The 23,540-nt window shown below is 60.6% G+C and carries 17 protein-coding genes; 12 read left to right on the top strand and 5 right to left on the bottom strand.

The annotated features are described in order from the left end of the window. Positions 1-208: 208 nt before the first annotated feature. The 3 genes from AC1RMX_RS12490 to AC1RMX_RS12500 all read left to right on the top strand — a co-directional run bounded on the left by AC1RMX_RS12490 (position 209) and on the right by AC1RMX_RS12500 (position 4,693). Positions 209-1,909: a glutamine--tRNA ligase/YqeY domain fusion protein gene (locus AC1RMX_RS12490; protein WP_305833956.1), complete on the top strand. Its 1,701-nt coding sequence runs from the start codon at positions 209-211 to the stop codon at positions 1,907-1,909. 20 nt (positions 1,910-1,929) lie between these two features. Continuing rightward, complete coding sequence (cysS, locus tag AC1RMX_RS12495; protein WP_096822283.1) at positions 1,930-3,312, top strand: cysteine--tRNA ligase; 1,383 nt, start codon at positions 1,930-1,932, stop codon at positions 3,310-3,312. A gap of 172 nt (positions 3,313-3,484) precedes the next feature. Then, on the top strand, positions 3,485-4,693 hold the full coding sequence (locus tag AC1RMX_RS12500; RefSeq protein WP_493072080.1) for an MFS transporter: 1,209 nt from the start codon (positions 3,485-3,487) through the stop codon (positions 4,691-4,693). Between the two features lie 66 nt (positions 4,694-4,759). On the opposite strand, the gene AC1RMX_RS12505 is transcribed toward AC1RMX_RS12500, so the two are convergent. Together AC1RMX_RS12505 and AC1RMX_RS12510 are read right to left on the bottom strand one after the other, a co-directional pair. Next, complete coding sequence (locus AC1RMX_RS12505) at positions 4,760-5,632, bottom strand: undecaprenyl-diphosphate phosphatase (protein ID WP_096822281.1); 873 nt, start codon at positions 5,630-5,632, stop codon at positions 4,760-4,762. A gap of 244 nt (positions 5,633-5,876) precedes the next feature. Then, entirely contained in the window at positions 5,877-7,724 is a 1,848-nt protein-coding gene (locus AC1RMX_RS12510) for a sigma-54-dependent Fis family transcriptional regulator (protein ID WP_493072082.1), read from the bottom strand. A gap of 249 nt (positions 7,725-7,973) precedes the next feature. Between AC1RMX_RS12510 and AC1RMX_RS12515 the strand changes: the two genes are divergently transcribed. From AC1RMX_RS12515 to AC1RMX_RS12540, 6 genes are read left to right on the top strand one after another with little or no spacing between them, the layout of a single operon-like run. Further along, entirely contained in the window at positions 7,974-9,068 is a 1,095-nt protein-coding gene (locus tag AC1RMX_RS12515; RefSeq protein WP_493072084.1) for an ABC transporter ATP-binding protein, read from the top strand. Continuing rightward, positions 9,068-10,177, top strand: coding sequence for an ABC transporter ATP-binding protein (locus tag AC1RMX_RS12520; RefSeq protein ID WP_102622487.1), 1,110 nt, complete (start codon positions 9,068-9,070; stop codon positions 10,175-10,177). Before AC1RMX_RS12515 ends, AC1RMX_RS12520 begins: the two co-directional genes overlap by 1 nt. Next, positions 10,174-11,040 carry a carbohydrate ABC transporter permease gene (locus AC1RMX_RS12525; RefSeq protein WP_007981247.1) on the top strand — a complete coding sequence of 289 codons (867 nt, stop codon included), beginning with the start codon at positions 10,174-10,176 and terminating at the stop codon, positions 11,038-11,040. The genes AC1RMX_RS12520 and AC1RMX_RS12525 overlap by 4 nt, the downstream gene beginning before the upstream one ends. Before the next feature lie 9 nt (positions 11,041-11,049). Beyond that, a complete protein-coding gene (locus tag AC1RMX_RS12530; protein WP_085732164.1) occupies positions 11,050-11,850 on the top strand; it encodes a carbohydrate ABC transporter permease in 801 nt (266 codons plus the stop codon). 10 nt (positions 11,851-11,860) lie between these two features. Beyond that, positions 11,861-12,133: a DUF2160 domain-containing protein gene (locus tag AC1RMX_RS12535; protein ID WP_039767461.1), complete on the top strand. Its 273-nt coding sequence runs from the start codon at positions 11,861-11,863 to the stop codon at positions 12,131-12,133. 47 nt (positions 12,134-12,180) lie between these two features. Further along, the gene (locus tag AC1RMX_RS12540; RefSeq protein ID WP_102622486.1) at positions 12,181-13,923 is read left to right on the top strand and encodes an ABC transporter substrate-binding protein; all 1,743 of its coding nucleotides are present in this window, start codon (positions 12,181-12,183) and stop codon (positions 13,921-13,923) included. Positions 13,924-13,966: 43 nt separating this feature from the next. On the opposite strand, the gene AC1RMX_RS12545 is transcribed toward AC1RMX_RS12540, so the two are convergent. From AC1RMX_RS12545 to AC1RMX_RS12555, 3 genes are all read right to left on the bottom strand, one after another. Further along, positions 13,967-14,845 (bottom strand): alpha/beta fold hydrolase, encoded by an 879-nt coding sequence (locus AC1RMX_RS12545; protein WP_096822277.1) that lies wholly within the window; start codon positions 14,843-14,845, stop codon positions 13,967-13,969. A 455-nt stretch (positions 14,846-15,300) separates the two neighbouring features. Then, positions 15,301-16,707, bottom strand: coding sequence for a heavy metal sensor histidine kinase (locus AC1RMX_RS12550; protein ID WP_493072087.1), 1,407 nt, complete (start codon positions 16,705-16,707; stop codon positions 15,301-15,303). Beyond that, complete coding sequence (locus tag AC1RMX_RS12555; protein WP_096822275.1) at positions 16,704-17,378, bottom strand: heavy metal response regulator transcription factor; 675 nt, start codon at positions 17,376-17,378, stop codon at positions 16,704-16,706. Before AC1RMX_RS12555 ends, AC1RMX_RS12550 begins: the two co-directional genes overlap by 4 nt. A gap of 409 nt (positions 17,379-17,787) precedes the next feature. Here AC1RMX_RS12555 and AC1RMX_RS12560 point away from each other — a divergent pair, with 409 nt between their 5' ends. The 3 genes from AC1RMX_RS12560 to AC1RMX_RS12570 are packed head-to-tail and all read left to right on the top strand — an operon-like array spanning position 17,788 to position 23,446. Beyond that, positions 17,788-19,035 carry a TolC family protein gene (locus tag AC1RMX_RS12560; protein ID WP_493072089.1) on the top strand — a complete coding sequence of 416 codons (1,248 nt, stop codon included), beginning with the start codon at positions 17,788-17,790 and terminating at the stop codon, positions 19,033-19,035. Positions 19,036-19,084: 49 nt separating this feature from the next. Continuing rightward, positions 19,085-20,278 carry an efflux RND transporter periplasmic adaptor subunit gene (locus AC1RMX_RS12565; RefSeq protein ID WP_493072093.1) on the top strand — a complete coding sequence of 398 codons (1,194 nt, stop codon included), beginning with the start codon at positions 19,085-19,087 and terminating at the stop codon, positions 20,276-20,278. A gap of 15 nt (positions 20,279-20,293) precedes the next feature. Next, entirely contained in the window at positions 20,294-23,446 is a 3,153-nt protein-coding gene (locus AC1RMX_RS12570; protein ID WP_493072095.1) for an efflux RND transporter permease subunit, read from the top strand. Positions 23,447-23,540 lie beyond the last annotated feature (94 nt).

The following is a 23,540-nucleotide window of genomic DNA, read 5'->3' on the forward strand; positions in this document are numbered from 1 at the left end:
CCCCGCAACCGGTTCAGCCTGCTTCGGCCAAGGTGCGCAGTTTAGCGTGACAGGCGCGAATTTCGAGGCTGTTTTTCAAATCCCTGCGATTAAATGCGCTCCTTTATAAGGCCTGCTCTGTCAGCCCCTTGACAGCATCGGCTATGATAGCGGCTTTGTTTTGTCTGGCCCCTCTTTGCGGCCGCGCACATGTAAGTCAAGGATCCTAATGAGCAAGCCCACTGTCGACCCTACCTCGAATGCCAAGTCCGGCCCTGCCGTGCCGGTCAACTTCCTGCGGCCGATCATCCAGGCAGACCTGGACTCGGGCAAGCACACGCAGATCGTCACCCGTTTCCCGCCTGAGCCCAACGGCTACCTGCACATCGGCCACGCCAAGTCGATCTGCGTGAACTTCGGCCTGGCCCAGGAGTTCGGCGGCGTCACGCACCTGCGTTTCGACGACACCAACCCGGCCAAGGAAGACCAGGAATACATCGACGCGATCGAAAGCGACGTCAAATGGCTGGGCTTCGAATGGTCCGGCGAAGTGCGCTACGCCTCGCAATATTTCGACCAGTTGCACGACTGGGCCGTTGAACTGATCAAGGCCGGCAAGGCCTACGTCGACGACCTGACGCCTGAACAGGCCAAGGAATACCGCGGCAGCCTGACCGAGCCGGGCAAGAACAGCCCGTTCCGCGACCGTTCGGTGGAAGAGAACCTGGACTGGTTCGCCCGCATGCGCGCCGGTGAGTTCCCGGACGGTGCCCGCGTACTGCGCGCCAAGATCGACATGGCCTCGCCGAACATGAACCTGCGCGACCCGATCATGTACCGCATCCGCCACGCCCATCACCATCAGACCGGTGACAAGTGGTGCATCTACCCGAACTACGATTTCACCCACGGTCAGTCGGACGCCATCGAAGGCATCACCCACTCGATCTGCACCCTGGAGTTCGAAAGCCATCGTCCGCTGTACGAGTGGTTCCTCGACGCACTGCCAGTGCCGGCGCACCCGCGTCAGTACGAATTCAGCCGTCTGAACCTGAACTACACCATCACCAGCAAGCGCAAGCTCAAGCAACTGGTCGATGAAAAACACGTCAACGGCTGGGACGATCCGCGCATGTCCACGCTGTCGGGCTTCCGCCGTCGTGGCTACACGCCAGCGTCGATCCGCAGCTTCTGCGACATGATCGGTACCAACCGTTCTGACGGTGTGGTCGACTTCGGCATGCTCGAATTCAGCATCCGTCAGGACCTGGACGCGAACGCTCCGCGCGCCATGTGCGTGCTGCGCCCATTGAAGGTCGTGATCACCAACTACCCGGAAGACCAGGTCGAGAATCTCGAACTGCCGCGTCATCCGCAGAAAGAAGAACTCGGCGTGCGCAAGCTGCCGTTCGCCCGTGAAATCTACATCGACCGCGATGACTTCATGGAAGAGCCGCCAAAGGGCTACAAGCGCCTGGAGCCGAACGGCGAAGTGCGTCTGCGCGGCAGCTACGTGATCCGTGCCGACGAAGCGATCAAGGACGCCGACGGCAACATCGTCGAACTGCGTTGCTCGTACGATCCGGACACCCTGGGCAAGAACCCTGAAGGCCGCAAGGTCAAGGGCGTGATCCACTGGGTGCCGGCCGCTGCCAGCATCGAGTGCGAAGTGCGTCTGTACGATCGCCTGTTCCGTTCTCCGAACCCGGAGAAGGCCGAGGACAGCGCGAGTTTCCTGGACAACATCAACCCTGACTCACTGCAAGTGCTGACCGGTTGTCGTGCCGAGCCTTCGCTGGGCAACGCACAGCCGGAAGACCGTTTCCAGTTCGAGCGCGAAGGCTACTTCGTCGCGGATATCAAGGACTCGAAACCAGGTCAGCCGGTATTCAACCGTACCGTGACCCTGCGTGATTCGTGGGGCCAGTGATCAAGTCTTAAGGAACCATCGTGCTTTCGATCTACAACACGCTCACCAAGAGCAAAGAAGTCTTCAAGCCGCTGGATGGCAACAAGGTGCGCATGTACGTCTGCGGGATGACCGTGTACGACTACTGCCACCTGGGCCATGGCCGCAGCATGGTCGCGTTCGACCTGGTGACCCGCTGGTTGCGGTTCAGCGGTTATGACCTGACCTACGTGCGCAACATCACCGACATCGACGACAAGATCATCAACCGGGCCAACGAGAACGGCGAGTCGTTCGAAGCGTTGACCGAGCGCATGATCGCGGCGATGCACGAAGACGAAGCGCGCCTGAACATCAAGAAGCCGGACATGGAGCCGCGCGCCACGGATCACATCCCTGGCATGCACGCGATGATCCAGACCTTGATCGACAAGGGTTACGCCTACGCCCCGGGCAATGGCGACGTGTACTACCGCGTCGGCAAGTTCATGGGCTACGGCAAGCTCTCGCGCAAGAAGATCGAAGACCTGCGCATCGGTGCGCGGATCGAGGTCGACGAAGCGAAGGAAGATCCGCTGGACTTCGTGCTGTGGAAAGGCGTCAAGCCGGGCGAGCCGAGCTGGGAGTCGCCGTGGGGCGCCGGGCGTCCGGGCTGGCACATCGAGTGCTCGGTGATGTCGACCTGCTGCCTGGGCGAGACCTTCGACATTCATGGCGGCGGCAGCGACCTCGAGTTCCCGCACCACGAAAACGAAATCGCCCAGAGCGAAGCGGCCACCGGCAAGACCTACGCCAACGCGTGGATGCATTGCGGCATGATCCGTATCAATGGCGAGAAGATGTCCAAGTCCTTGAACAACTTCTTCACCATTCGCGACGTGCTCGACAAGTACCACCCGGAAGTCGTGCGTTACCTGCTGGTGTCGAGCCACTACCGCAGCGCGATCAACTACTCGGAAGACAACCTCAAGGACGCCAAGGGCGCACTGGAGCGTTTCTACCACGCGTTGAAAGGCCTGCCGAACGTTGCTCCGGCTGGCGGCGAAGCGTTCGTCGAGCGTTTCACCACGGTGATGAACGACGACTTCGGCACGCCGGAAGCCTGCGCGGTGCTGTTCGAGATGGTGCGTGAGATCAACCGTCTGCGCGAGAGCGATCTCGATGCGGCGGCCGGTCTGGCGGCGCGCCTGAAAGAACTGGCCAGCGTGCTGGGTGTGTTGCAGCTCGAAGCCGATGACTTCCTGCAAGCCGGCGCCGAAGGGCGCGTGGATGCGGCTGAAGTCGACGCGCTGATCGCTGCACGTCTGGCGGCACGTGCCGGCAAGGACTGGGCCGAATCCGACCGCATCCGCGACCAGCTCACCGCCATGGGCGTGGTGCTGGAAGACGGCAAGGGCGGCACGACCTGGCGTCTGGCTGACTGATCGCTGTACCTGTTACAGACAAAACCCGCCTTGTGCGGGTTTTTGTTTTTCTGCTGTTCAGGCGGTGGTTGCTTTTGCTCTGCGCGTAGGTCTTGATGTCTGACGCGGCCAACATGGGCTGCAGCCCTTGCAGCGGGATGCTGGTCGGCGACGTTTATGGAATGGAGACATCATGGCAAACCACTATCGCGAACTCCTGACAACCCCCGGTGCAACGGGGTTGGTGCTCGCGAGTTCTATTGCGCGATTGCCGCAGGCGATGATCGGCATTGGCATCATTACCATGCTGGTGGAGCAAACCGGTGTCTACTGGCTGGCCGGTGCAGTCGCCGGTACGTTTACCCTCGCCAATGCACTGATCGGCCCGTACATCTCGAAACTCGTCGATCAGCGTGGCCAAAGCCGTGTGCTGCCTGTCGTGACGACGTTCAGCATCGGCATGTTGCTGGCGCTGATCTTCGCCGTCCATATGAGGGCGCCGGCGGCATTGTTTTTTATTCTGGCTGCATTGGCGGGCACCATGCCGAGCATGCCGTCGATGATCAGGGCACGCTGGACGCAATTGTTCCGGGGCAAGCCGCAGCTGCACACGGCGTTCTCTCTGGATACGGTGCTGACCGAACTCGCGTACATCGTCGGCCCACCCTTGGCGATCGGTTTGAGCGTGAGCTTCTTTGCCGAAGCCGGGCCGCTTGTCGCGGTCGGGCTGCTGGCCGTCGGGGTGACGGCGTTTCTCCTGCAGCGTCAGACCGAACCCAAGGTTGTTGTGGGCCATACGCGGCATACGGGCTCAACCCTGCTGATTCCCGGCGTTCCCACCATCGTGCTGGCGCTGTTGGCGATGGGCGCAATCGGAGGCTCGATCGATGTCGCCGTTGTTGCCTTCGCCAATGCGCAAGGCTGGCCTGCCTCTGCGACCTTCATCCTCGCCGCCTATGCGTTCGGTTCACTGGTGGCGGGCCTGACGTTCGGTGCCTTGAGGGTTTCCCTGCCGATAGAAAAGCAGTTCTTTATCGGGATATTGGTCACGGCAATCACAGGCGTATTGCCGCTGTTCTCACCTGACGTTTATGTCCTCTCGGCGATGCTGTTTATCGCCGGCATATCGTTTGCGCCAACGATGGTCGTGGTCATGAAGCTGGGGACGATCATCATCCCGCCGTCGAGGATCACCGAAGGGCTGACATGGATGACCACTGGCATCAGCATCGGCGTCGCTCTGGGTGGCTTGCTCTCGGGTTTGATCATTGATGCTTATGGCGCTCGGGCCGGTTTCGGCGTCGCCATTTTCGCGGGGCTGGCGATGCTGGTAGTGGTGCTGGTCGGGCTGCGTACATTGGGTGCCGTATCCGCCACGAGTGCTGAACCGACCTGCCGGTAACGTGCGTTGTACGAAGGCAAAAAAACAAAACCCGCACCAGGCGGGTTTTGTTTTTTGTGGCGGGCCTTAGCTCAGCAGCCCGGTGCTGACGGCAACGATCAGGAAAATCCCGAGCACCGCGCGGTAAATCACGAAAGGCCAGGTGGAGAATTTCTCCAGAAAGCGCATCAGGCCCCAGATCGCGAAGAACGCCGAGATACTGGCCACCACCAGACCGAAAATCAGATGCGCCCAGGCTTGCGCCGGCAGTTGCGCATGGAACAGCACCCACAACTCCTTCAAACCCGCCAGCGCGATGGCCGGCAGCCCGAGCAGGAAGGAGAAGCGTGCCGCTTCTTCACGTTTGAAATTGAGGAACAGCGCCGCCGTCAGCGTAGACCCCGAGCGGGAAACGCCCGGAATCAGCGCTCCGATTTGAGCGATACCCACGATCAGCGCGTCGCGCAAACGCATTTCGCCAACGGTGCGGCGATGGCGACACGTGAGCTCGGCGATGGCCAGCAGAATCGCCATCACCACGCAGGAAATCCCGATCACCATCAAACCGCGCAACGGCGAGTTGCAGGCGTTGAGCGTCGAGGACAAGGCCAGGCCTGCAATACCGATGGGAATGGTCGCCAGTACGATGGCCACCGCCAGGATGAACCACTGATTGTTGAAATCGCGCTGCCGCACAGCCTCGACACTGCCGCTGACAACCTGCCTCACGTCTCGCCAGAAGTAACTGATGACCGCCGCCAGTGCGGCCATCTGCATGGCGGCGGAAAACGCCGAGCCGGGATCCGGCCAGCCGAGCAAGGCCGGGACGATGCGCATGTGGGCGGTGGAGGAAACGGGCAATAACTCGGTGATGCCTTGAATGATGCCGAGGATGCCGATTTGCAGGTAATCGAGAGAGGCAAAGCCGGTATCAAGGCCGGTGGTGCAGATGTTGGTCAAAGAGCGTGTCCTGTGAGGGGCAGGAGGAGGGAGGTGTCTGGATCAAAGGTATGCAGCGATAAGCTGAAACATTTCGTCACAGTCTGGTCGGTGTGGTCAATGGGTGGGCTGGATGGTTTTTGATGGCCGCACTGGCGTCAACGCGGGCAGGCTCACTCCCACGGGGGATTCGTGTCGTGGACGAAACCGCAGATGACGAAAATTTAATGTGGGAGCGGCGATTTGACGTGCCTTCGGTCCACGATCACTCAGCCTGGCGCAAGCGCTTGTAGAGCGTGTTGCGACTGACCCCCAATCGCCGCGCCAGATGGGAAATATTGCCGCCGGCCGCCTGCAACTCCCGATTCAACGCCTCACTGTCATTCAGATCGATCCCCAAGGGCTCTGGCGTATCCAGCGGCTCCATCTCCAGATCGACAAAGAAATCATCCGGCAGATGCTCAGGCCTTACCGGTTGCTCTTCGGCCATGGCCAGCGCGACCTGCATCACGCTGCTGACTTGCCGCAGATTGCCCGGCCACGGGTGACGGCCGAACAATTCCAATACTTCGCGGCTCAATCCCGCCCATTGCGTTGGTTCTCGATGTTGCTCCCACAACCGCTTGAACAGCGCCTGCTTGTCACTGCGCTCGCGCAGCGGCGGCAGTTCCAGGGTGAGGCCGCCGATGCGGTAGTACAAATCTTCGCGAAAGCGCCCCAGTTGTACCTGCTCGCGCAACGAGCGGTTGGTGGCGGAGATGATCCGCAGATCCACCGGGAACAATTCGCTGCTGCCCACCGGTTGCACGCAACGCTCCTGCAACACCCGCAGCAGGCGGGCCTGGGTTGGCAGCGGCATGTCGCCGATTTCGTCGAGGAACAGCGTGCCTTTGTCGGCCTTGCGGATCAGGCCGATGCTGCCTTTCTGGTTGGCGCCGGTGAACGCGCCTTTCTCGTAGCCGAACAGCTCGGACTCCACCAGTTCGGCGGGGATCGCTGCGCAGTTCACGGCGATGAACGCCTGTTTGCTGCGAGAGCTGGCCTGATGCAGGGCTTTGACGAACACTTCCTTGCCGACCCCGGTTTCACCGTGAATCAACAGCGGAATGTCTTTCTCCAGCAGGCGTTCGGCCTGACGCACGGCTTTTTCCACGCGGCTATCGCCGAAGTGCAGGGTGCTCAGGCTGATGGCCGTGGGGGCGGACACTGTCGGTTCGGTGGCTTTGGCTTCAGCGAATACTCGCGCCTGAATCGGTGCCTGTTTAGGCCGTTTCAACAGGCATTGGAATCGGTTGCGGCCCGACGTCTGCAAGGAAAACGGCAAGCCGTCAGGCTGATTGAGCAACTCCAGCAACGACACCTTGAACAAACTCTCGACACTCACCCGTGACAGGCGCACGCCCAGTAGATTGTCGGCCCGGCGGTTGGCCGACAGCACCTGACCGCTCTCATCGAAAATCAGCAGACCCGCCCATTGGCTGTCGAGGTTGTTCAACCCGGTGTTGAAGGTCAGTTGAAAGTGCTGGCCGTGGAACAGGTTGAGGATCAGCCGGTTCTCCACGGTCTGGCTCATCATCTTGACCATGCCGAGGGTGTGGGAGGGCGGCAGGTAGCTGTCGCTGGACACATCGAGCACGGCGATGACCTTGCGCTCGGCGTTGAAAATCGGTGCGGCGGAACCGGTCATGAAACGGTTGGCCTTGAGGAAGTGCTCGTCGTGCTCGATGTGAACCGCCTGCTCGCAGGCCAGCGCCGTGCCGATCGCATTGGTGCCGCTTGAGCGCTCCATCCAGCTCGCGCCGGCCTGAAACCCTCGCGCCAGGTTCGGCTCGATAAAGCGCTGGGTGCCCCAGGACGTCAGGACCTGGCCCTGATTGTCGGCCAGCATGATCAGGCAGTTGGAATTGCTCAGGATGTTCTCGTAGTACGGCAGCACTTCCTGGTGGGTGGTCTGCACCAGCGAATGGTGACTGTCGAGCAACCGGGCGATGTCGGAGGAGGGCAACTGATCGAACGCCGGGACACTTTGATGCTTGAGGCCAAAGGCGCGGCAACGGGACCAGGAGTCCTGAACGATGGCCTCGTGGGAAAGCGGCGGGACAGGTGCGGCCATGACGGTCAGCCTCTGAAAGCAGCGTTTTTATTATTGTTATGAGGCCCCTCGGGACCTGAAAAGCATCGATAGAGTGTTGTTCACTATTGTTCATTGTCAATCGTTGAACTGTTCAAATGTGTTCAGCAATGAAGGTGGTTTGCCCGCGTTTTCGGCGATTTTCGCGGCGAATCAACGGCTTGGGATTTCTGGCACGAATGTCGCTCTACTGCACACGTCGCTTGACTCCAATAATAAAAAGGCCGAGCCATGTCACTCACCCTGGAGCACGTCAGCCGCACCGTCGAGGGCCAGACCTGGATCGACGATGCGAGCCTGAAATTCGAAGCCGGATCCTTCAACGTCCTGCTCGGGCGCACGCTGTCCGGCAAGACCAGCCTCATGCGCCTGATGGCCGGTCTGGACAAGCCCGACAGCGGCCGGATCCTGATGAACGGCGTCGATGTCACCCAGCGCCCGGTGCGTCTGCGCAACGTGTCGATGGTTTATCAGCAGTTCATCAACTACCCGACCATGACGGTGTTCGAGAACATTGCCTCGCCGCTGCGCCAGGCCGGGATCTCCAATGAGCAGATCCAGAGCAAGGTGCAGGAAACCGCGAAGATGCTGCGCATCGAGAAGTTCCTGAAGCGCTATCCGCTGGAACTCTCCGGTGGCCAGCAACAGCGCACGGCCATGGCCCGGGCGCTGGTCAAGGATGCCGAGTTGATCCTGTTCGATGAACCGCTGGTCAACCTCGACTACAAACTGCGCGAAGAACTGCGCCAGGAAATGCGCGAGCTGTTCAAGGCGCGCCACACCATCGCCATCTACGCCACCACCGAGCCCAACGAAGCGCTGGCGCTGGGCGGCACCACCACCATTCTTCACGAAGGCCGGGTGATCCAGAGCGGCCCGTCGACCGAGGTCTATCACCAGCCACAAACGGTGCTCGCGGCTGAATTGTTCTCCGAGCCGCCGATCAACCTGATGCCGGGGCGCATCGCCGGCAACGAAGTGAGTTTCGCCAACTTCGTACACTTTCCGTTGAACGTAGACCTGCGCCCGGTGGGCGAGGGCGAGTTCCGTTTCGGCGTGCGCCCGAGTCATATCTCGCTGGTGCCGAGCAACGACGACGACCTCGAATTGGCCGTGACCGTCGAGGTGGCGGAGATCAGCGGTTCGGAAACCTTCCTGCACGTGCGCAACGAGCATTTCCTGCTGGTGCTGCACTTGCCCGGCGTTCACGAATACGACGTCGATGCGCCGATCCGCATCTATATCCCGACCCATAAACTGTTTGTGTTCGATGCGCAGGGCCGTCTGGTGCAGGCACCGGGCCGGCGCGTCGCGAGGGTTGCCTGATGGCCGAAATCCGTTTGCAACACCTCGCCCACAGTTACACCAGTACTCCCGCCGGGCCAGAGGACTATGCGATCCGCGAGATGGATCACATCTGGGAGCAGGGCGGCGCCTATGCCTTGCTCGGGCCATCGGGTTGCGGCAAGTCGACCTTGCTCAACATCATTTCCGGCCTGCTCAGCCCGTCTCAAGGCCATGTGCTGTTCGACGGCAAAGCGGTCAACGACCTGACGCCGGAGAAACGCAACATCGCCCAGGTTTTCCAGTTTCCGGTGGTCTACGACACCATGACGGTGTTCGACAACCTGGCCTTCCCGCTGCGCAATCAGGGCATGGCCGAGGCGAAAGTCCACAGCAAGGTGCAGGAAATCGCCGAAGTCCTCGACCTGCAAAACCTGTTGAGCAAAAAGGCACGCAACCTGACCGCTGACGAAAAACAGAAAGTCTCCATGGGCCGTGGTCTGGTGCGCGACGACGTCTCGGCGATCCTCTTCGACGAGCCGCTGACAGTGATCGACCCGCACCTGAAATGGAAACTGCGGCGCAAACTCAAGCAGATCCACGAGCAATTCAACATCACCATGGTCTACGTCACCCACGATCAACTGGAGGCCTCGACCTTCGCCGACAAGATCGCGGTGATGTACGGCGGCCAGATCGTCCAGTTCGGCACGCCTCGGGAGTTGTTCGAGCGGCCGAGCCACACCTTTGTCGGCTACTTCATCGGTAGCCCCGGGATGAACCTGATCGAGGTGCAGCCGCAACCGGGCGGCGTCGGTTTCAACTCGACCCATCTGCCGCTGTCCGACGCGTTGCAACGGCATATCGAACATGGCCAGTGGAAAAACCTGAAGGTCGGCATCCGCCCCGAGTTCATTCATGTGTGGGACGAGCCGTTCGATGACGCGATGCAGGCGCGGGTCGTACACGTCGAAGACCTCGGTACCTACAAGATCATGACCCTGGATCTGGACGGTGCACCGCTGAAAGTGCGCCTGGCCGAAGACAAACCGGTGCCGCAGGGCACGGCGTACATCAGTTTCCCGGCGCAGTGGCTGATGGTCTATGCCGATGAGTTCCTGCTCGAAGCCAGCGAAGAGGTGCAGCCATGAACAAGGTGCAGAACAACAAGGCCTGGTGGCTGGTGTTACCGGTGTTCCTGCTGGTGGCATTCAGTGCGGTGATCCCGATGATGACCGTGGTCAATTACTCGGTGCAGGACATTTTCGACCAGTCCAGCCGCTACTTCGTCGGCGCTGACTGGTACAAGCAAGTGCTGCTCGATCCGCGTCTGCACGACTCGTTGCTGCGCCAGTTCATCTATTCGGCGTGCGTGCTGCTGATCGAAATCCCCCTCGGGATCGCCATCGCCCTGACGATGCCGACCAAGGGCCGCTGGTCGTCGGTGGTGCTGATCGTGCTGGCGATTCCGTTGCTGATTCCATGGAACGTGGTCGGCACCATCTGGCAGATCTTCGGTCGTGCGGACATCGGCCTGTTGGGTTCGAGCCTCAACGCCATGGGTATCAGCTACAACTACGCGGCCAACACCATGGACGCCTGGGTCACGGTGTTGGTGATGGACGTGTGGCACTGGACCTCGCTGGTGGCGCTGCTGTGTTTCTCCGGGCTGCGGGCGATTCCTGATGTGTATTACCAGGCGGCGCGGATCGACCGGGCTTCGGCCTGGGCGGTGTTCCGGCACATCCAGTTGCCCAAGCTGAAAAGCGTGCTGCTGATCGCAGTGATGCTGCGCTTCATGGACAGTTTCATGATCTACACCGAGCCGTTCGTGCTCACCGGCGGCGGGCCGGGCAATGCCACGACCTTCTTGAGTCAGACGTTGACCCAGATGGCCGTGGGCCAATTCGACCTGGGGCCAGCGGCAGCCTTTTCGCTGGTGTACTTCCTGATCATCCTGCTGGTGTCCTGGCTGTTCTATACCGCCATGACCCACAGCGACGCCAACCGCTGAGGCCCGGCCATGAGCAAGAGAAAAGTGATCCCGTTGCTGCTCTACATCCTGTTCCTGCTGGTGCCGATCTACTGGCTGCTGAACATGTCGTTCAAGAGCAACACCGAAATCCTCGGCGGCCTGACGCTGTTTCCCCAGGATTTCACCTTCCACAACTACAAGGTGATCTTCACCGATCCGAGCTGGTACACCGGTTATCTCAACTCGCTGTACTACGTGAGCCTGAACACGGTGATTTCCCTGAGCGTGGCGTTGCCGGCGGCTTATGCGTTTTCCCGTTATCGCTTTCTCGGCGACAAGCACCTGTTCTTCTGGCTGCTGACCAACCGCATGGCGCCGCCGGCGGTGTTTCTGCTGCCGTTCTTCCAGCTGTACTCGTCGATTGGTCTGTTCGACACCCACATCGCGGTGGCACTGGCGCACTGCCTGTTCAACGTGCCGTTGGCGGTGTGGATTCTCGAAGGGTTCATGTCCGGCGTGCCCAAGGAAATCGATGAAACCGCCTACATCGACGGCTATAGCTTTCCCAAGTTCTTCGTGAAGATCTTCATCCCGCTGATTGGCTCCGGGATCGGTGTGACAGCGTTTTTCTGCTTCATGTTTTCCTGGGTCGAACTGCTGCTGGCGCGCACGCTGACCTCGGTGAACGCCAAGCCGATCGCGGCGGTCATGACGCGCACGGTGTCGGCGTCCGGCATCGACTGGGGCGTGCTGGCGGCGGCGGGGGTGCTGACCATCCTGCCGGGCATGCTGGTGATCTGGTTTGTTCGCAACCACGTGGCCAAGGGCTTTGCCCTGGGCCGGGTCTGAGGAGCTGATGATGGAATGGATGAGCTGGACCGTCCCGACGGCGGCATTTTTCATCGTGATTGGCTTGATCCTGGTGGGCATGACCACCTGGGAACTGCGCTCGCCGAGCATCCTGCGGCGAGGGTTTCTGCCGATTGCCACCACCCGTGGCGATCGCTTGTTCATCGGTCTTCTCGGCAGCGCCTACCTGCACCTGCTGGTAATCGGCGTAACCGACTGGAGCATCTGGGTAGCGTCCGCGTTGTCCCTGGTGTGGCTGTTGGCTGTGATGCGTTGGGGCTAGTCGAATCGCTCGGCAATCGTGCTCCAGAACTTAAACAGGAGGTCTCTATGTTCGACAAAAACAATAAGCTGCGACATAGCATTTCATTGGCAGCCATGCTGGCACTCAGCGGTTTGAGCGCAACCGCCTGGGCCGATGCGTACGAAGACGCGGCAAAAAAATGGATCGGCAGCGAGTTCAAGCCGTCGACCCTGACGGCCGATCAGCAGCTCGAAGAACTGAAGTGGTTCATCAAGGCCGCCGAGCCGTTTCGCGGGATGGAAATCAAGGTCGTTTCCGAAACCCTGACCACCCACGAATATGAATCGAAGGTGCTGGCCAAGGCCTTCACCGAAATCACCGGGATCAAGCTGACCCACGACTTGCTGCAAGAAGGCGACGTCGTGGAGAAAATGCAGACCGTGATGCAGTCGGACAAGAACATCTACGACGGCTGGGTCAACGACTCGGACCTGATCGGTACGCACTTTCGCTACGGCAAGACCGAGTCGATCACCGACCTGATGGCCAACGAAGGCAAGAACTTCACCTCGCCGACCCTCGACATCAAGGACTTCATCGGCATTTCCTTCACCACCGCACCTGACGGCAAGATCTATCAATTGCCCGATCAGCAGTTTGCCAACCTGTACTGGTTCCGCGCCGACTGGTTCGAACGCGCCGACCTCAAAGCCAAGTTCAAGGAAAAGTACGGTTATGACCTGGGCGTGCCGGTGAACTGGTCCGCCTATGAAGATATCGCCAGATTCTTCAGCGAAGACGTCAAGGAAATCGACGGCAAACGCATCTACGGGCACATGGACTACGGCAAGAAAGACCCGTCGCTGGGCTGGCGTTTCACCGATGCCTGGTTCTCCATGGCCGGTGGCGGCGACAAGGGCCTGCCCAACGGCTTGCCGGTGGACGAGTGGGGCATCCGCGTCGAGGATTGCCACCCGGTGGGCTCCAGCGTGACCCGCGGCGGCGACACCAACGGCCCGGCCGCGGTGTTCGCCACGACCAAGTATGTGGACTGGCTCAAGGCTTACGCGCCACCGGAAGCGGCGGGCATGACCTTCTCCGAGTCCGGCCCCGTACCGTCCCAGGGCAACATCGCCCAGCAGATCTTCTGGTACACCGCGTTCACTGCCGACATGACCAAACCGGGCCTGCCGGTGGTCAACGCCGACGGCACACCGAAATGGCGCATGGCGCCGTCGCCGCGCGGACCGTACTGGGAGGAGGGCATGAAGCTGGGTTATCAGGACGTGGGTTCCTGGACCTTCATGAAGTCCACGCCTGAGAAGCAGAAACTCGCGGCCTGGCTGTACGCGCAGTTCGTGACCTCGAAAACCGTGTCGCTGAAGAAAACCATCGTCGGCCTGACGCCAATCCGCGAGTCGGACATCAACTCGCAAGCCATGACTGACCTGGCACCGAAACTCGGTGGTCTGGTCGAGTTCTACCGCAGTCCGGCCCGCGTGCAATGGACGCCGACCGGCACCAACGTGCCGGACTATCCACGTCTGGCACAACTGTGGTGGAGCCACATCGCCGAAGCTGCCAGCGGCGACAAGACCCCGCAACAGGCGCTCGACGGTCTGGCCAAGGATCAGGACGCGATCATGACCCGTCTGGAACGCTCCAAGGCCCAGGCCACCTGCGCCCCGAAAATGAACCCCGAGCGCGACGCGCAATACTGGTTCGATCAGCCTGGCGCACCTAAACCAAAACTGGCCAACGAGAAACCGAAAGGCGAAACCGTGAGCTACAACGAACTGCTCAAATCGTGGGAGGCGGCACGCAAGTAAGCGTTTTGGGGGAACAGAACGGCACCTTCGGGTGCCGTTTTTTTCAGCCCTCGATTTCACGTTTCACCGCCCGGCGTACGGCTTTGAGGATGGCGCCTTCAAAGGCGTTGTGCCCGGCGTGCAGCAAACGACAGTGAAGGTTCATGCGTTGCCTGAGCCAGCGCACGCTGGCCATGCCGAAGGTATCGCGGATGCCCTGGATCAGCAGGGTGTTGTCGTCGAGGATCAGATCCTGGTCCCCTGGCTGGAAGAAATAGCCTTGCAGGTGGTAATGCAACTCCAGACGGATCGCGAGTACTGCTTCCTGATCGACGAAACGCTCCAGCGTGCCGGGGCAGACCGTCTGCCCCGTGCGGCGCAAAACCCCATTCAACCATTCAATGGCGGCGACACGCTGTTGCAATGGGCAACCTTCAACGAGTATCCGGTAGATGTCCCTGGCGCGATGGCCTGACGTCGCTTGAGGCGATTGTGCCAACCCGTCATTGAGTGCCTGATCGTATGACCGGACATTGGCTGCGAATGGGACGAACACCGACACCAGTGTGGTTTTCAGCAGGTGCTGCGGATAGCGCTGCTGGTACTGGATCGCCAGCCAGCTGCCCCACGAAACACCCAGCACACTGATTTTTTCGAAGCCGAAGTGCTGGCGCAGGGCGTCGATGTCTTCGACGCACAGACCGGTGTTGTTGTCGCGCCGTTCGCCGTAGGGCGTCGAGCGCCCGCAACCGCGCTGGTCAAACAGGATGATGTCGAAATGGCGCAGGTCGAAGAAGTCCAGATGATGACGACTGCAGCGCCCACCGGGGCCGCCATGCAGGAAAAACACCGGTTCGCCTCCCGCAATGCCATGGCGTTCCCAGTAGAGTTGATGGCCATCACCGGTCGGGTAATAGCCTCTGCCTTGCAGGGAAAAGGTCATGTTGAGTTGGCCGTCAGGCGATATCGGGTTTATGGATCGGGTTTGTGTTCATGCATCCAATGGCGCTCATGGTGTGTGCTTCCTGGTTGTCTGTTGAGTGAACGGTTTCAAGCGAGAGCCGAATCTAGAAGCACAGCGACGATGAGGTCAAAGATGACCAGAGGTTTCCAATCGCGGTTTTTGGGAGCGCCGAAGTACCTACTGACAAATTGTGAGTAGACACGTCACGATCGACGTAAAGGCTTGTTTTAGAGGGGGTGGACGGGGTGGTTGAAGGCGAGCGAAGCGACGATGCATTAGCCCTCAACAACGTTTTGTTTCATGCCTTTGTCAGACGTTTCATCGCTAGGTCGACGCAAATTCGCACTGAAAGGTTTGCGAAGACTTATGGCGGATGTGTGCGGTGATTTTTCCGATGGAGATTGAGAAAACACCGCACAAATCTGTTTGAGGGTTTAATGCTTTTGCGCGAGCACGGGGAACACCAGGCTGAATACCGTCATTGCCCCCGGGCGGCTTTGCACGTGCGCGGTGCCCGAATGCAGGCTCATGATCGAGCGTACGATAGCCAGCCCCAGACCGGTGCTGCCCTGCGAGCGAGTGCGGCTGCTGTCGACCCGGTAAAAGCGGTCGAACAGATGCGGCAAGTGCTGCGCTTCGATGCCCACGCCGGGATTGCTCACACGCAGTGCGACCTGTGTCGGCGCCTGCTCGATGAACAGTGAAACGGTTTTGCCGGCGGGGCAGTGGCGCAGGGCGTTGGACAGCAGGTTCGATATCGCTCGCTGGATCATCAGTCGGTCGCCAGAGACTTGCGCGCTGCCGACCACCTTCAGCTGGATCTGTTTGTCCTGCGCCGACAGGGAAAACAGCTCGGCCACCCTGAGCGCCTCGTCTTCCAGTGCAATCGACTCGAACGACGCGTGCGCCATCGGCTGGCTGGCCTGGGCCAGAAACAACATGTCCGAGACAATCCGTGCAACGCGCTCCAGTTCTTCGGTGCAGGACACCAGGACGTCGGTGTATTCCTCGACCGAGCGTTCCCGCGACAGCGTGACCTGAGCCTTGCCCATCAGGTTGTTGATCGGCGTACGCAGTTCGTGGGCCAGATCATCGGAGAACTGCGACAACTGCTGCACGCCGCTGTCCAGGCGATCGAGCATCACGTTGATGCCTTGCGCCAGTTCGCTGAGCTCCTGAGGCATGTTCACTACTGACAGCCGATGGTCGAGGTCCTGGGTGGTCACCCGGGCCGCCACTTTGCGAAACTCGCGCAGCGGCGCCAGTCCGCGCTGCACCGCGCCCCAGGCGGTCAGGCCGATGAACACCAGCAGCAACGGCAAGGCAATCAGCGTCGAGCGCAGGTAGGCGCTGAGCAAGGCCTGGTCGTGGGCATTGTCCATCGACAACAGCACCGGCACGTTGCTGCCGTCCTTCAGACGAATCAGCTTCGAGACGGTGAGAAACTTCGCGCCTTCAGCATCGACGCTGTCGGTGTAGGTCAACTGATCGGTCGTCGCCCGCACTGCTTTCAATTCAATCCGTGGGTCCGTCAATCCTGACCCTGACTTGAGCAGCGGCGAGCGCAAATTGCCTCGGTCATAAATCGTCAGCGTCAGGTTGTCATGCCCCATGACCTGATCGAGCAGAATGTGCGGCTTGCCACTGACTTCATTGGTATCGATGTACAGCGAGAGGCTGTGTTCCACTTGCGCCATCTTCTTTTCCAGGCTGTCCCGAGACAACGCATTCAGTTCATGGGTCAGGGCGAAATACGCGAGGATCGCCAGGAACACCACCAGCAGCGCACCGAGAGTACTGACTGTCAGCCCCAGTCGCAGTGACAGGCTGACCGGCTTCATTCCCGTGCCTCCAGCACATAGCCGACACCGCGCAGGGTGTGGATCAGTTTGCTGTCGAACGGGTCGTCGATCTTCGCTCGCAAGCGGCGAATCGAGACTTCGACCACATTGGTGTCGCAGTCAAAATTCATGTCCCACACCAGCGAAATGATCTGGGTGCGGGTCAGCACTTCACCAGACTGGCGCATCAGCAGGTGCAACAGGGCGAACTCCTTGGTGGTCAGGTCGATGCGTTGCTGGCCACGAAACGCCCGGTGACGGCCCGGATCGAGCTCCAGATCTGCGACCTTGAGTACCTGCGGCACCGGGATGTTTTCGCTGCGGCGCATCAGGGTACGCACCCGGGCCAGTAGTTCCGGAAACTCGAACGGCTTGACCAGATAGTCGTCGGCGCCCAGATCCAGCCCCCGGATCTTGTCCGCCAGCCGCCCGCGCGCGGTAAGCATCATCACCCGGGTGGAGTGGGTGCGGCGTAACTGTTCCAGCACGCCCCAGCCGTCGAGTTCCGGCAGGTTCACATCCAGAATGATCAGGTCATAAACCTGTTGTTGTGCCAGGTGCAAACCATCAGCGCCGTTAACAGCGTGGTCAACGATATAGCCACTTTCGGTCAGACCCTGATGCAAGTATTCGGCAGCTTTAAGCTCGTCCTCGACGACAAGGATTCGCATGATTTATCACCACTTTTATTCAATGGATAATTAATTAAGGTGGCCGGGAAAGTTGTTGTTTTTGTAGGGGCTTCCGGACGGTTTCAATAACTGAATGGCGTGCACGGTAAAGGCTGTAGTGGCTACAGAGTCAACGCCTGAGGCCTTTAAATCGGCCATCCGCGACAGCCTGTCGCAGCAGAAAAGCGAATTTCTCATGACTTCGATTTCGGCAAGTGCTGTTCGGCGGATAACTAACGTGCATTTGTTTCCATGTATTGCAACAAAGCCATTCGAACTTCGAATCCTAGAGCAAAACAACTTCGATAAACCGTGGATAACGGATTTGTAATGTTCACGTCACCTTGTCGATAAGTTCAAAACCCTACCGTGGCGCAATCAACGATTCTTGATTAAAGGAAGCCTTCCATTGCCCGGTTTAATAGAACTGACGGCGCGATCACGCCTGAAAAAAACCGCCAGCGGCCTCTTGTTGTTGGCCTGTACAAGCCTTGCCAGTGCTTCGACCCTGACCCTGGATCAGGCCCTGCAAACCGCCTTCGCCGGCAACCCGGATCTGGCCGCTGCACAGTGGGAAATCGGCATTGCCGAAGGTGACCGCAAGCAGGCCGGGCTGATTCCCAACCCCGAGGTTTCGTGGGAGGCCGAAGACACCCGGCGCCAGTCGCGCACCACCACGGTGATGCTCAGCCAGCCGATCGAGCTGGGCGGCAAGCGTGGCGCGCGGATTGATGTGGCGAATCGTGCGCAGGATGCCGCCGGCATCGAGCTGGAGCGCAAGCGCAACGCGTTACGCGCCGATGTCATTCAAGCGTTCAACGGCGCGCAAACTGCGCAACAACGTTTGCAACTGGCCCGGCAGTCGCTGCAACTCGCCGAGCACGGTTTGCGTGTGGCGCAGGGGAGGATCGAGGCGGGCAAGTCGTCGCCGGTGGAAGGCACTCGCGCCCAGGTGCAGCTCTCGGAAGTGCGCCTGGAGCTAAGCCGCGCGGAGCGCGATCAGGCCAATGCTTACCAGCAACTGGCGCAGGTCATGGGTGCACCGTTACCGACTTCCACCACGGTACAAACCGCTGCTCAAAGCCTGCCTGGCGTACCGCCATCAACCCGTTTACTTGAGCGCCTGAACGAAACGGCGGAGCTGCGCCTGGCCAGGTTGCAGATCGACCAGCGCGAAGCGTCGCTGGGGCTGGAAAAATCCCAGCGGATACCCGATCTCACCGTCAGCATCGGCAGCCAGTACAGCGAAACCGAGCGCGAGCGGGTCAATGTGGTCGGGCTGTCGATGCCGATTCCGTTGTTCAACCGTAATCAGGGCAACGTGCTGGCGGCGGCACGGCGTACCGATCAGGCACGGGACCTGCGCAACGCCACCGAACTGCGCCTGCGCACGGAAATCCAGACCACGCTGGCGCAATGGCAGACCGCCAACGGCGAAATCCAGGCGTTCGACCGGACCATCCTGCCCGCCGCGCAAAGTGCGGTGGACAGCGCCACTCGCGGTTTCGAAATGGGCAAGTTCGGCTTCCTCGACGTGCTCGACGCCCAGCGCACGCTGATCAGCGCTCGCACCCAATACATCCAGGCGGTGAGCGAGGCGACCGACGCCCGGGTCCGCATCGAACGCATTTTCGGCGACCTCAGCGTCAGCCCTTGAATTTCAATTTTCTGATCACTGCGCGATGGCACGGCGCAGAGGAGTTTCCATGGATAAAAAACTGATCGTGGTCGCTGCGGCGACCTTGGCGTTGGGCATTGGTATCGGCTCGATGTGGGCGGGCAACTCAGGCATCGACGCGCATGCCGATGAGGCCTCCGAGCATGCGGATCACGCCGAAGAAGGCGCTGCCGCTGAAGGCGAACATGGCGAAGAAGGGCACATCGAATTGACGGCCGAACAGATCACGGCGGCGGGGATTCAACTGGCCGAAGCGCGAGCGCAGCGCATCAGTCTCGGCCTGCCGTTCCCCGGTGAAGTGCGCTTCGACGAGGACCGCACCGCGCATGTGGTGCCGCGCGTACCGGGGGTGGTCGAGTCGGTGTCGGTCAATCTCGGGCAGTCGGTGAAGAAAGGCCAATTGCTGGCTGTGATCGCCAGTCAGCAGATTTCCGATCAGCGCAGCGAGCAGGCGGCCGCGCAACGCCGTTTGGCCTTGGCGCGCACGACTTTCGAACGCGAGAAGAAACTGTGGCAGGACAAGATCTCCGCCGAGCAGGATTTCCTCCAGGCACGTCAGGCTCTGGAAGAAGCCGAAATCGCCCTGAACAACGCCCGGCAAAAGATCAGCGTGCTAAGCGGCAGTGTGGTTGCCACTGGCGGTAATCGCTATGAACTGCGGGCACCGTTCGACGGTGTGGTGGTGGAAAAACACCTGACGCCGGGGGAGGTGGTCGATGAAACCACGGCGGCGTTCACGCTCTCGGATTTGTCGCGGGTGTGGGTCACCTTCGGCGTGTCACCGAAGGACTTGAACAAGGTGCAAGTGGGCAAACCCGTCACGGTCAGCGCGGCGGAATTGAACGCTGAAGTGACCGGCACCGTGGCCTACGTCGGCAGCCTGCTCGGCGAACAGACCCGTACCGCGACCGTGCGCGTCACCCTGGAAAACCCGCAAGGCTCATGGCGCCCGGGCCTGTTTGTCACCGCGCTGGTCGCCACCGACAGCCGCCAGGCCAAAGTCGCTGTACCGGAAACCGCGATCCAGACCGTCGAGGACAAACCCACGGTATTCGTGCGCACCGACGACGGCTTCAAGGCGCAAGCGGTGGAGCTGGGCAGTCGCGCAGCAGGGCAGGTGGAAGTCACCGCCGGGCTGGAACCGGGCGTGCAAGTCGCCAGCGCTGGCAGCTTCGTCCTCAAATCGGAGCTGGGCAAAGCCTCGGCCGAGCACAGTCACTAATTGCGGAAGACTCCCATGTTCGAACGCCTGATCCAGTTTGCCATCGAGCAGCGCATCATCGTGCTGCTCGCCGTTCTGCTCATGGCCGGCCTCGGCATCGCCAGTTACCAAAAGCTGCCGATCGACGCCGTGCCCGATATCACCAACGTCCAGGTGCAGATCAACACCGGCGCGGCCGGGTTCTCGCCGCTGGAAACCGAACAGCGCATTACGTTCCCGATTGAAACCGCGATGGCCGGCCTGCCGGCGCTGGAACAGACCCGTTCGCTGTCGCGTTCGGGGTTGTCCCAGGTCACGGTGATCTTCAAGGACGGCACTGATCTGTTCTTTGCCCGGCAGTTGGTCAACGAGCGGTTGCAGTCCGCCAAGGAGCAATTACCCGAGGGCGTGGAGGCGGTGATGGGGCCGATCTCCACCGGGCTTGGCGAGATCTTTCTGTGGACGGTCGAGACGAAGGAAGGCGCGCTGAAGGACGACGGTACGTCCTACACGCCGACCGATCTGCGGGTGATTCAGGACTGGATCATCAAGCCGCAATTGCGCAACGTCCCCGGCGTGGCCGAGATCAACACCATCGGCGGCTTTGCCAAGGAGTACCAGATTGCCCCCGATCCGAAAAAACTCGCGGCCTACAAACTGACCCTCACCGATCTGGTCACTGCGCTGGAGCGCAACAACGCCAACGTCGGCGCCGGGTACATCGAGCGCAGCGGCGAGCAATTGCTGATTCGCGCACCGGGGCAAGTGGCGAGCACCGAAGACATCGCCAACATCGTCATGGCCAATGTCGACGGCACGCCGATCCGCATCAAGAACGTCGCCACCGTGGACATCGGCCGCGAACTGCGTAGCGGCGCCGCCACGGAAAATGGCCGCGAAGTGGTGCTCGGTACAGTGTTCATGCTGATCGGCGAAAACAGTCGTACGGTCTCCCAGGCAGTCGCCGCCAAGCTCGATCAGATCAACAAATCCTTACCCGACGGCGTGATTGCGGTGCCGGTGTACGACCGCACGCATCTGGTCGACAAGGCCATCGCCACGGTGAAGAAGAACCTCGTCGAAGGCGCGATTCTGGTCATCGCGATTCTGTTTCTGTTCCTCGGCAACATCCGCGCTGCGCTGATCACGGCAATGGTGATTCCGCTGTCGATGCTGTTCACCTTCACCGGCATGTTCAGCAACAAGGTCAGCGCCAACCTGATGAGTCTCGGTGCGCTCGACTTCGGCATCATCGTCGATGGTGCGGTGGTGATCGTCGAAAATACGCTGCGACGACTGGCCCATGCGCAGCAGCATCACGGGCGTCTGCTGACGCGATCCGAGCGTTTCCATGAAGTGTTTGCGGCAGCGAAAGAGGCGCGGCGACCGCTGATTTTCGGCCAGTTGATCATCATGGTCGTGTACCTGCCGATCTTCGCCCTGAGCGGCGTCGAAGGGAAAATGTTCCACCCGATGGCGTTTACCGTGGTGATTGCGTTGCTCGGTGCGATGCTCTTGTCCGTGACCTTTGTGCCAGCGGCGATTGCGCTGTTCGTGACCGGCAAGGTCAAGGAAGAAGAGGGCGTGGTGATGCGCGGTGCGCGTCGCGTCTATGCACCGGCGCTGGCCTGGGTCATGTCCCATCGGGCGATGGCGGTCGGTGCGGCGTTGGGCGTGATCGTGCTCAGTGGCGTGGTCACCAGCCGCATGGGCAGCGAGTTTGTGCCGAGTCTCAGCGAAGGCGATTTTGCCTTGCAGGCGTTGCGCGTGCCGGGGACCAGCCTGACGCAATCGGTGGACATGCAGCAGCGGTTGGAAACGTTGATCCTGGCCAAAGTGCCCGAGGTTGAACGCGTGTTCGCCCGCACCGGCACCGCGGAAATCGCCTCCGATCCGATGCCGCCGAACATTTCTGACAGCTACGTGATGCTCAAACCGAAAGAGCAATGGCCGGACCCGGGCAAGTCCCGCGAAACCCTGATGGCCGAGCTGCAACAGGCCGCCGCGACGCTGCCGGGCAGCAACTATGAACTGTCGCAGCCGATCCAGTTGCGCTTTAACGAACTGATCTCCGGCGTGCGCAGCGACGTGGCGGTCAAGGTGTTTGGCGATGACATGGACGTGCTCAACACCACGGCGGCGAAGATTGCCGCCGCGATGCAGAAGGTCAATGGCGCGTCCGAGGTCAAGGTCGAGCAAACCACCGGTCTGCCGGTGCTGACCATCAACATCGATCGCGATAAGGCTGCGCGTTACGGGCTCAACGTCGGCGATGTGCAGGACACCATTGCGGTGGCCGTCGGCGGGCAGAAGGCCGGGACAATGTATGAAGGTGATCGTCGATTCGACATGGTGGTGCGCTTGTCCGACGCCATGCGCAAGGACGTCGACGGGTTGTCGGCGCTGCTGATTCCGGTGCCGGCGGCTGGCGGTGAGGCGGCCAGTCAGATCGGTTTCATTGCGCTGAAAGATGTTGCCAGTCTCGATCTGGTGCTGGGGCCGAATCAGGTCAGCCGCGAGAACGGCAAGCGCCTGGTGATCGTCAGCGCCAACGTGCGCGGGCGTGACATCGGCTCTTTCGTCGCCGAGGCGGGCGAAGTGATCGAGCGCGATGTGCAGGTGCCGGCGGGTTACTGGACCACCTGGGGCGGTCAGTTCGAGCAACTGCAATCGGCGGCCAAACGCTTGCAGATCGTGGTGCCGGTGGCGTTGCTGCTGGTGTTCGGGTTGCTGTTCATGATGTTCAACAACCTCAAGGACGGCTTGCTGGTGTTCACCGGGATTCCGTTTGCGCTGACTGGCGGGGTCATGGCGTTGTGGTTGCGGGACATCCCGTTGTCGATCTCGGCGGGTGTTGGTTTTATCGCGTTGTCCGGTGTGGCGGTACTCAACGGGCTGGTGATGATCGCCTTTATCCGTAACTTGCGGGAGGAGGGGCGTTCGCTTTCCGAAGCGATTCACGAAGGCGCATTGACGCGATTGCGTCCGGTATTGATGACGGCGTTGGTCGCGTCCCTGGGCTTCATTCCGATGGCCCTGGCGACCGGCACCGGGGCCGAGGTTCAGCGACCGCTGGCGACGGTGGTGATTGGCGGGATCCTGTCCTCGACCATCCTCACGTTGTTGATCTTGCCGGCGCTGTATCAGATTGCCCATCGTCGGGACGAGGAATCACCGGCTGCTGCTTAGTCGCTTCATGGTTCAAAAAGCAGGCCCGCGATTGCGGGCCTTTCTACATAACGGATATGTAATTTCGGCGCCACCGTCACGAAAGGTTCGGATT

This window comes from Pseudomonas sp. GW822-FHT03F04 (assembly GCF_058801405.1).

Excerpts from the sequence above, each read along its gene's own strand:
- AC1RMX_RS12490 (WP_305833956.1), top strand. The coding sequence starts at position 209 with ATGAGCAAGCCCACTGTCGACCCTACCTCGAATGCCAAGTCCGGCCCT.
- AC1RMX_RS12500 (WP_493072080.1), top strand. The coding sequence starts at position 3,485 with ATGGCAAACCACTATCGCGAACTCCTGACAACCCCCGGTGCAACGGGG.
- AC1RMX_RS12510 (WP_493072082.1), bottom strand. The coding sequence starts at position 7,724 with ATGGCCGCACCTGTCCCGCCGCTTTCCCACGAGGCCATCGTTCAGGAC.
- AC1RMX_RS12515 (WP_493072084.1), top strand. The coding sequence starts at position 7,974 with ATGTCACTCACCCTGGAGCACGTCAGCCGCACCGTCGAGGGCCAGACC.
- AC1RMX_RS12520 (WP_102622487.1), top strand. The coding sequence starts at position 9,068 with ATGGCCGAAATCCGTTTGCAACACCTCGCCCACAGTTACACCAGTACT.
- AC1RMX_RS12525 (WP_007981247.1), top strand. The coding sequence starts at position 10,174 with ATGAACAAGGTGCAGAACAACAAGGCCTGGTGGCTGGTGTTACCGGTG.
- AC1RMX_RS12530 (WP_085732164.1), top strand. The coding sequence starts at position 11,050 with ATGAGCAAGAGAAAAGTGATCCCGTTGCTGCTCTACATCCTGTTCCTG.
- AC1RMX_RS12535 (WP_039767461.1), top strand. The coding sequence starts at position 11,861 with ATGGAATGGATGAGCTGGACCGTCCCGACGGCGGCATTTTTCATCGTG.
- AC1RMX_RS12540 (WP_102622486.1), top strand. The coding sequence starts at position 12,181 with ATGTTCGACAAAAACAATAAGCTGCGACATAGCATTTCATTGGCAGCC.
- AC1RMX_RS12545 (WP_096822277.1), bottom strand. The coding sequence starts at position 14,845 with ATGACCTTTTCCCTGCAAGGCAGAGGCTATTACCCGACCGGTGATGGC.
- AC1RMX_RS12550 (WP_493072087.1), bottom strand. The coding sequence starts at position 16,707 with ATGAAGCCGGTCAGCCTGTCACTGCGACTGGGGCTGACAGTCAGTACT.
- AC1RMX_RS12555 (WP_096822275.1), bottom strand. The coding sequence starts at position 17,378 with ATGCGAATCCTTGTCGTCGAGGACGAGCTTAAAGCTGCCGAATACTTG.
- AC1RMX_RS12565 (WP_493072093.1), top strand. The coding sequence starts at position 19,085 with ATGGATAAAAAACTGATCGTGGTCGCTGCGGCGACCTTGGCGTTGGGC.
- AC1RMX_RS12570 (WP_493072095.1), top strand. The coding sequence starts at position 20,294 with ATGTTCGAACGCCTGATCCAGTTTGCCATCGAGCAGCGCATCATCGTG.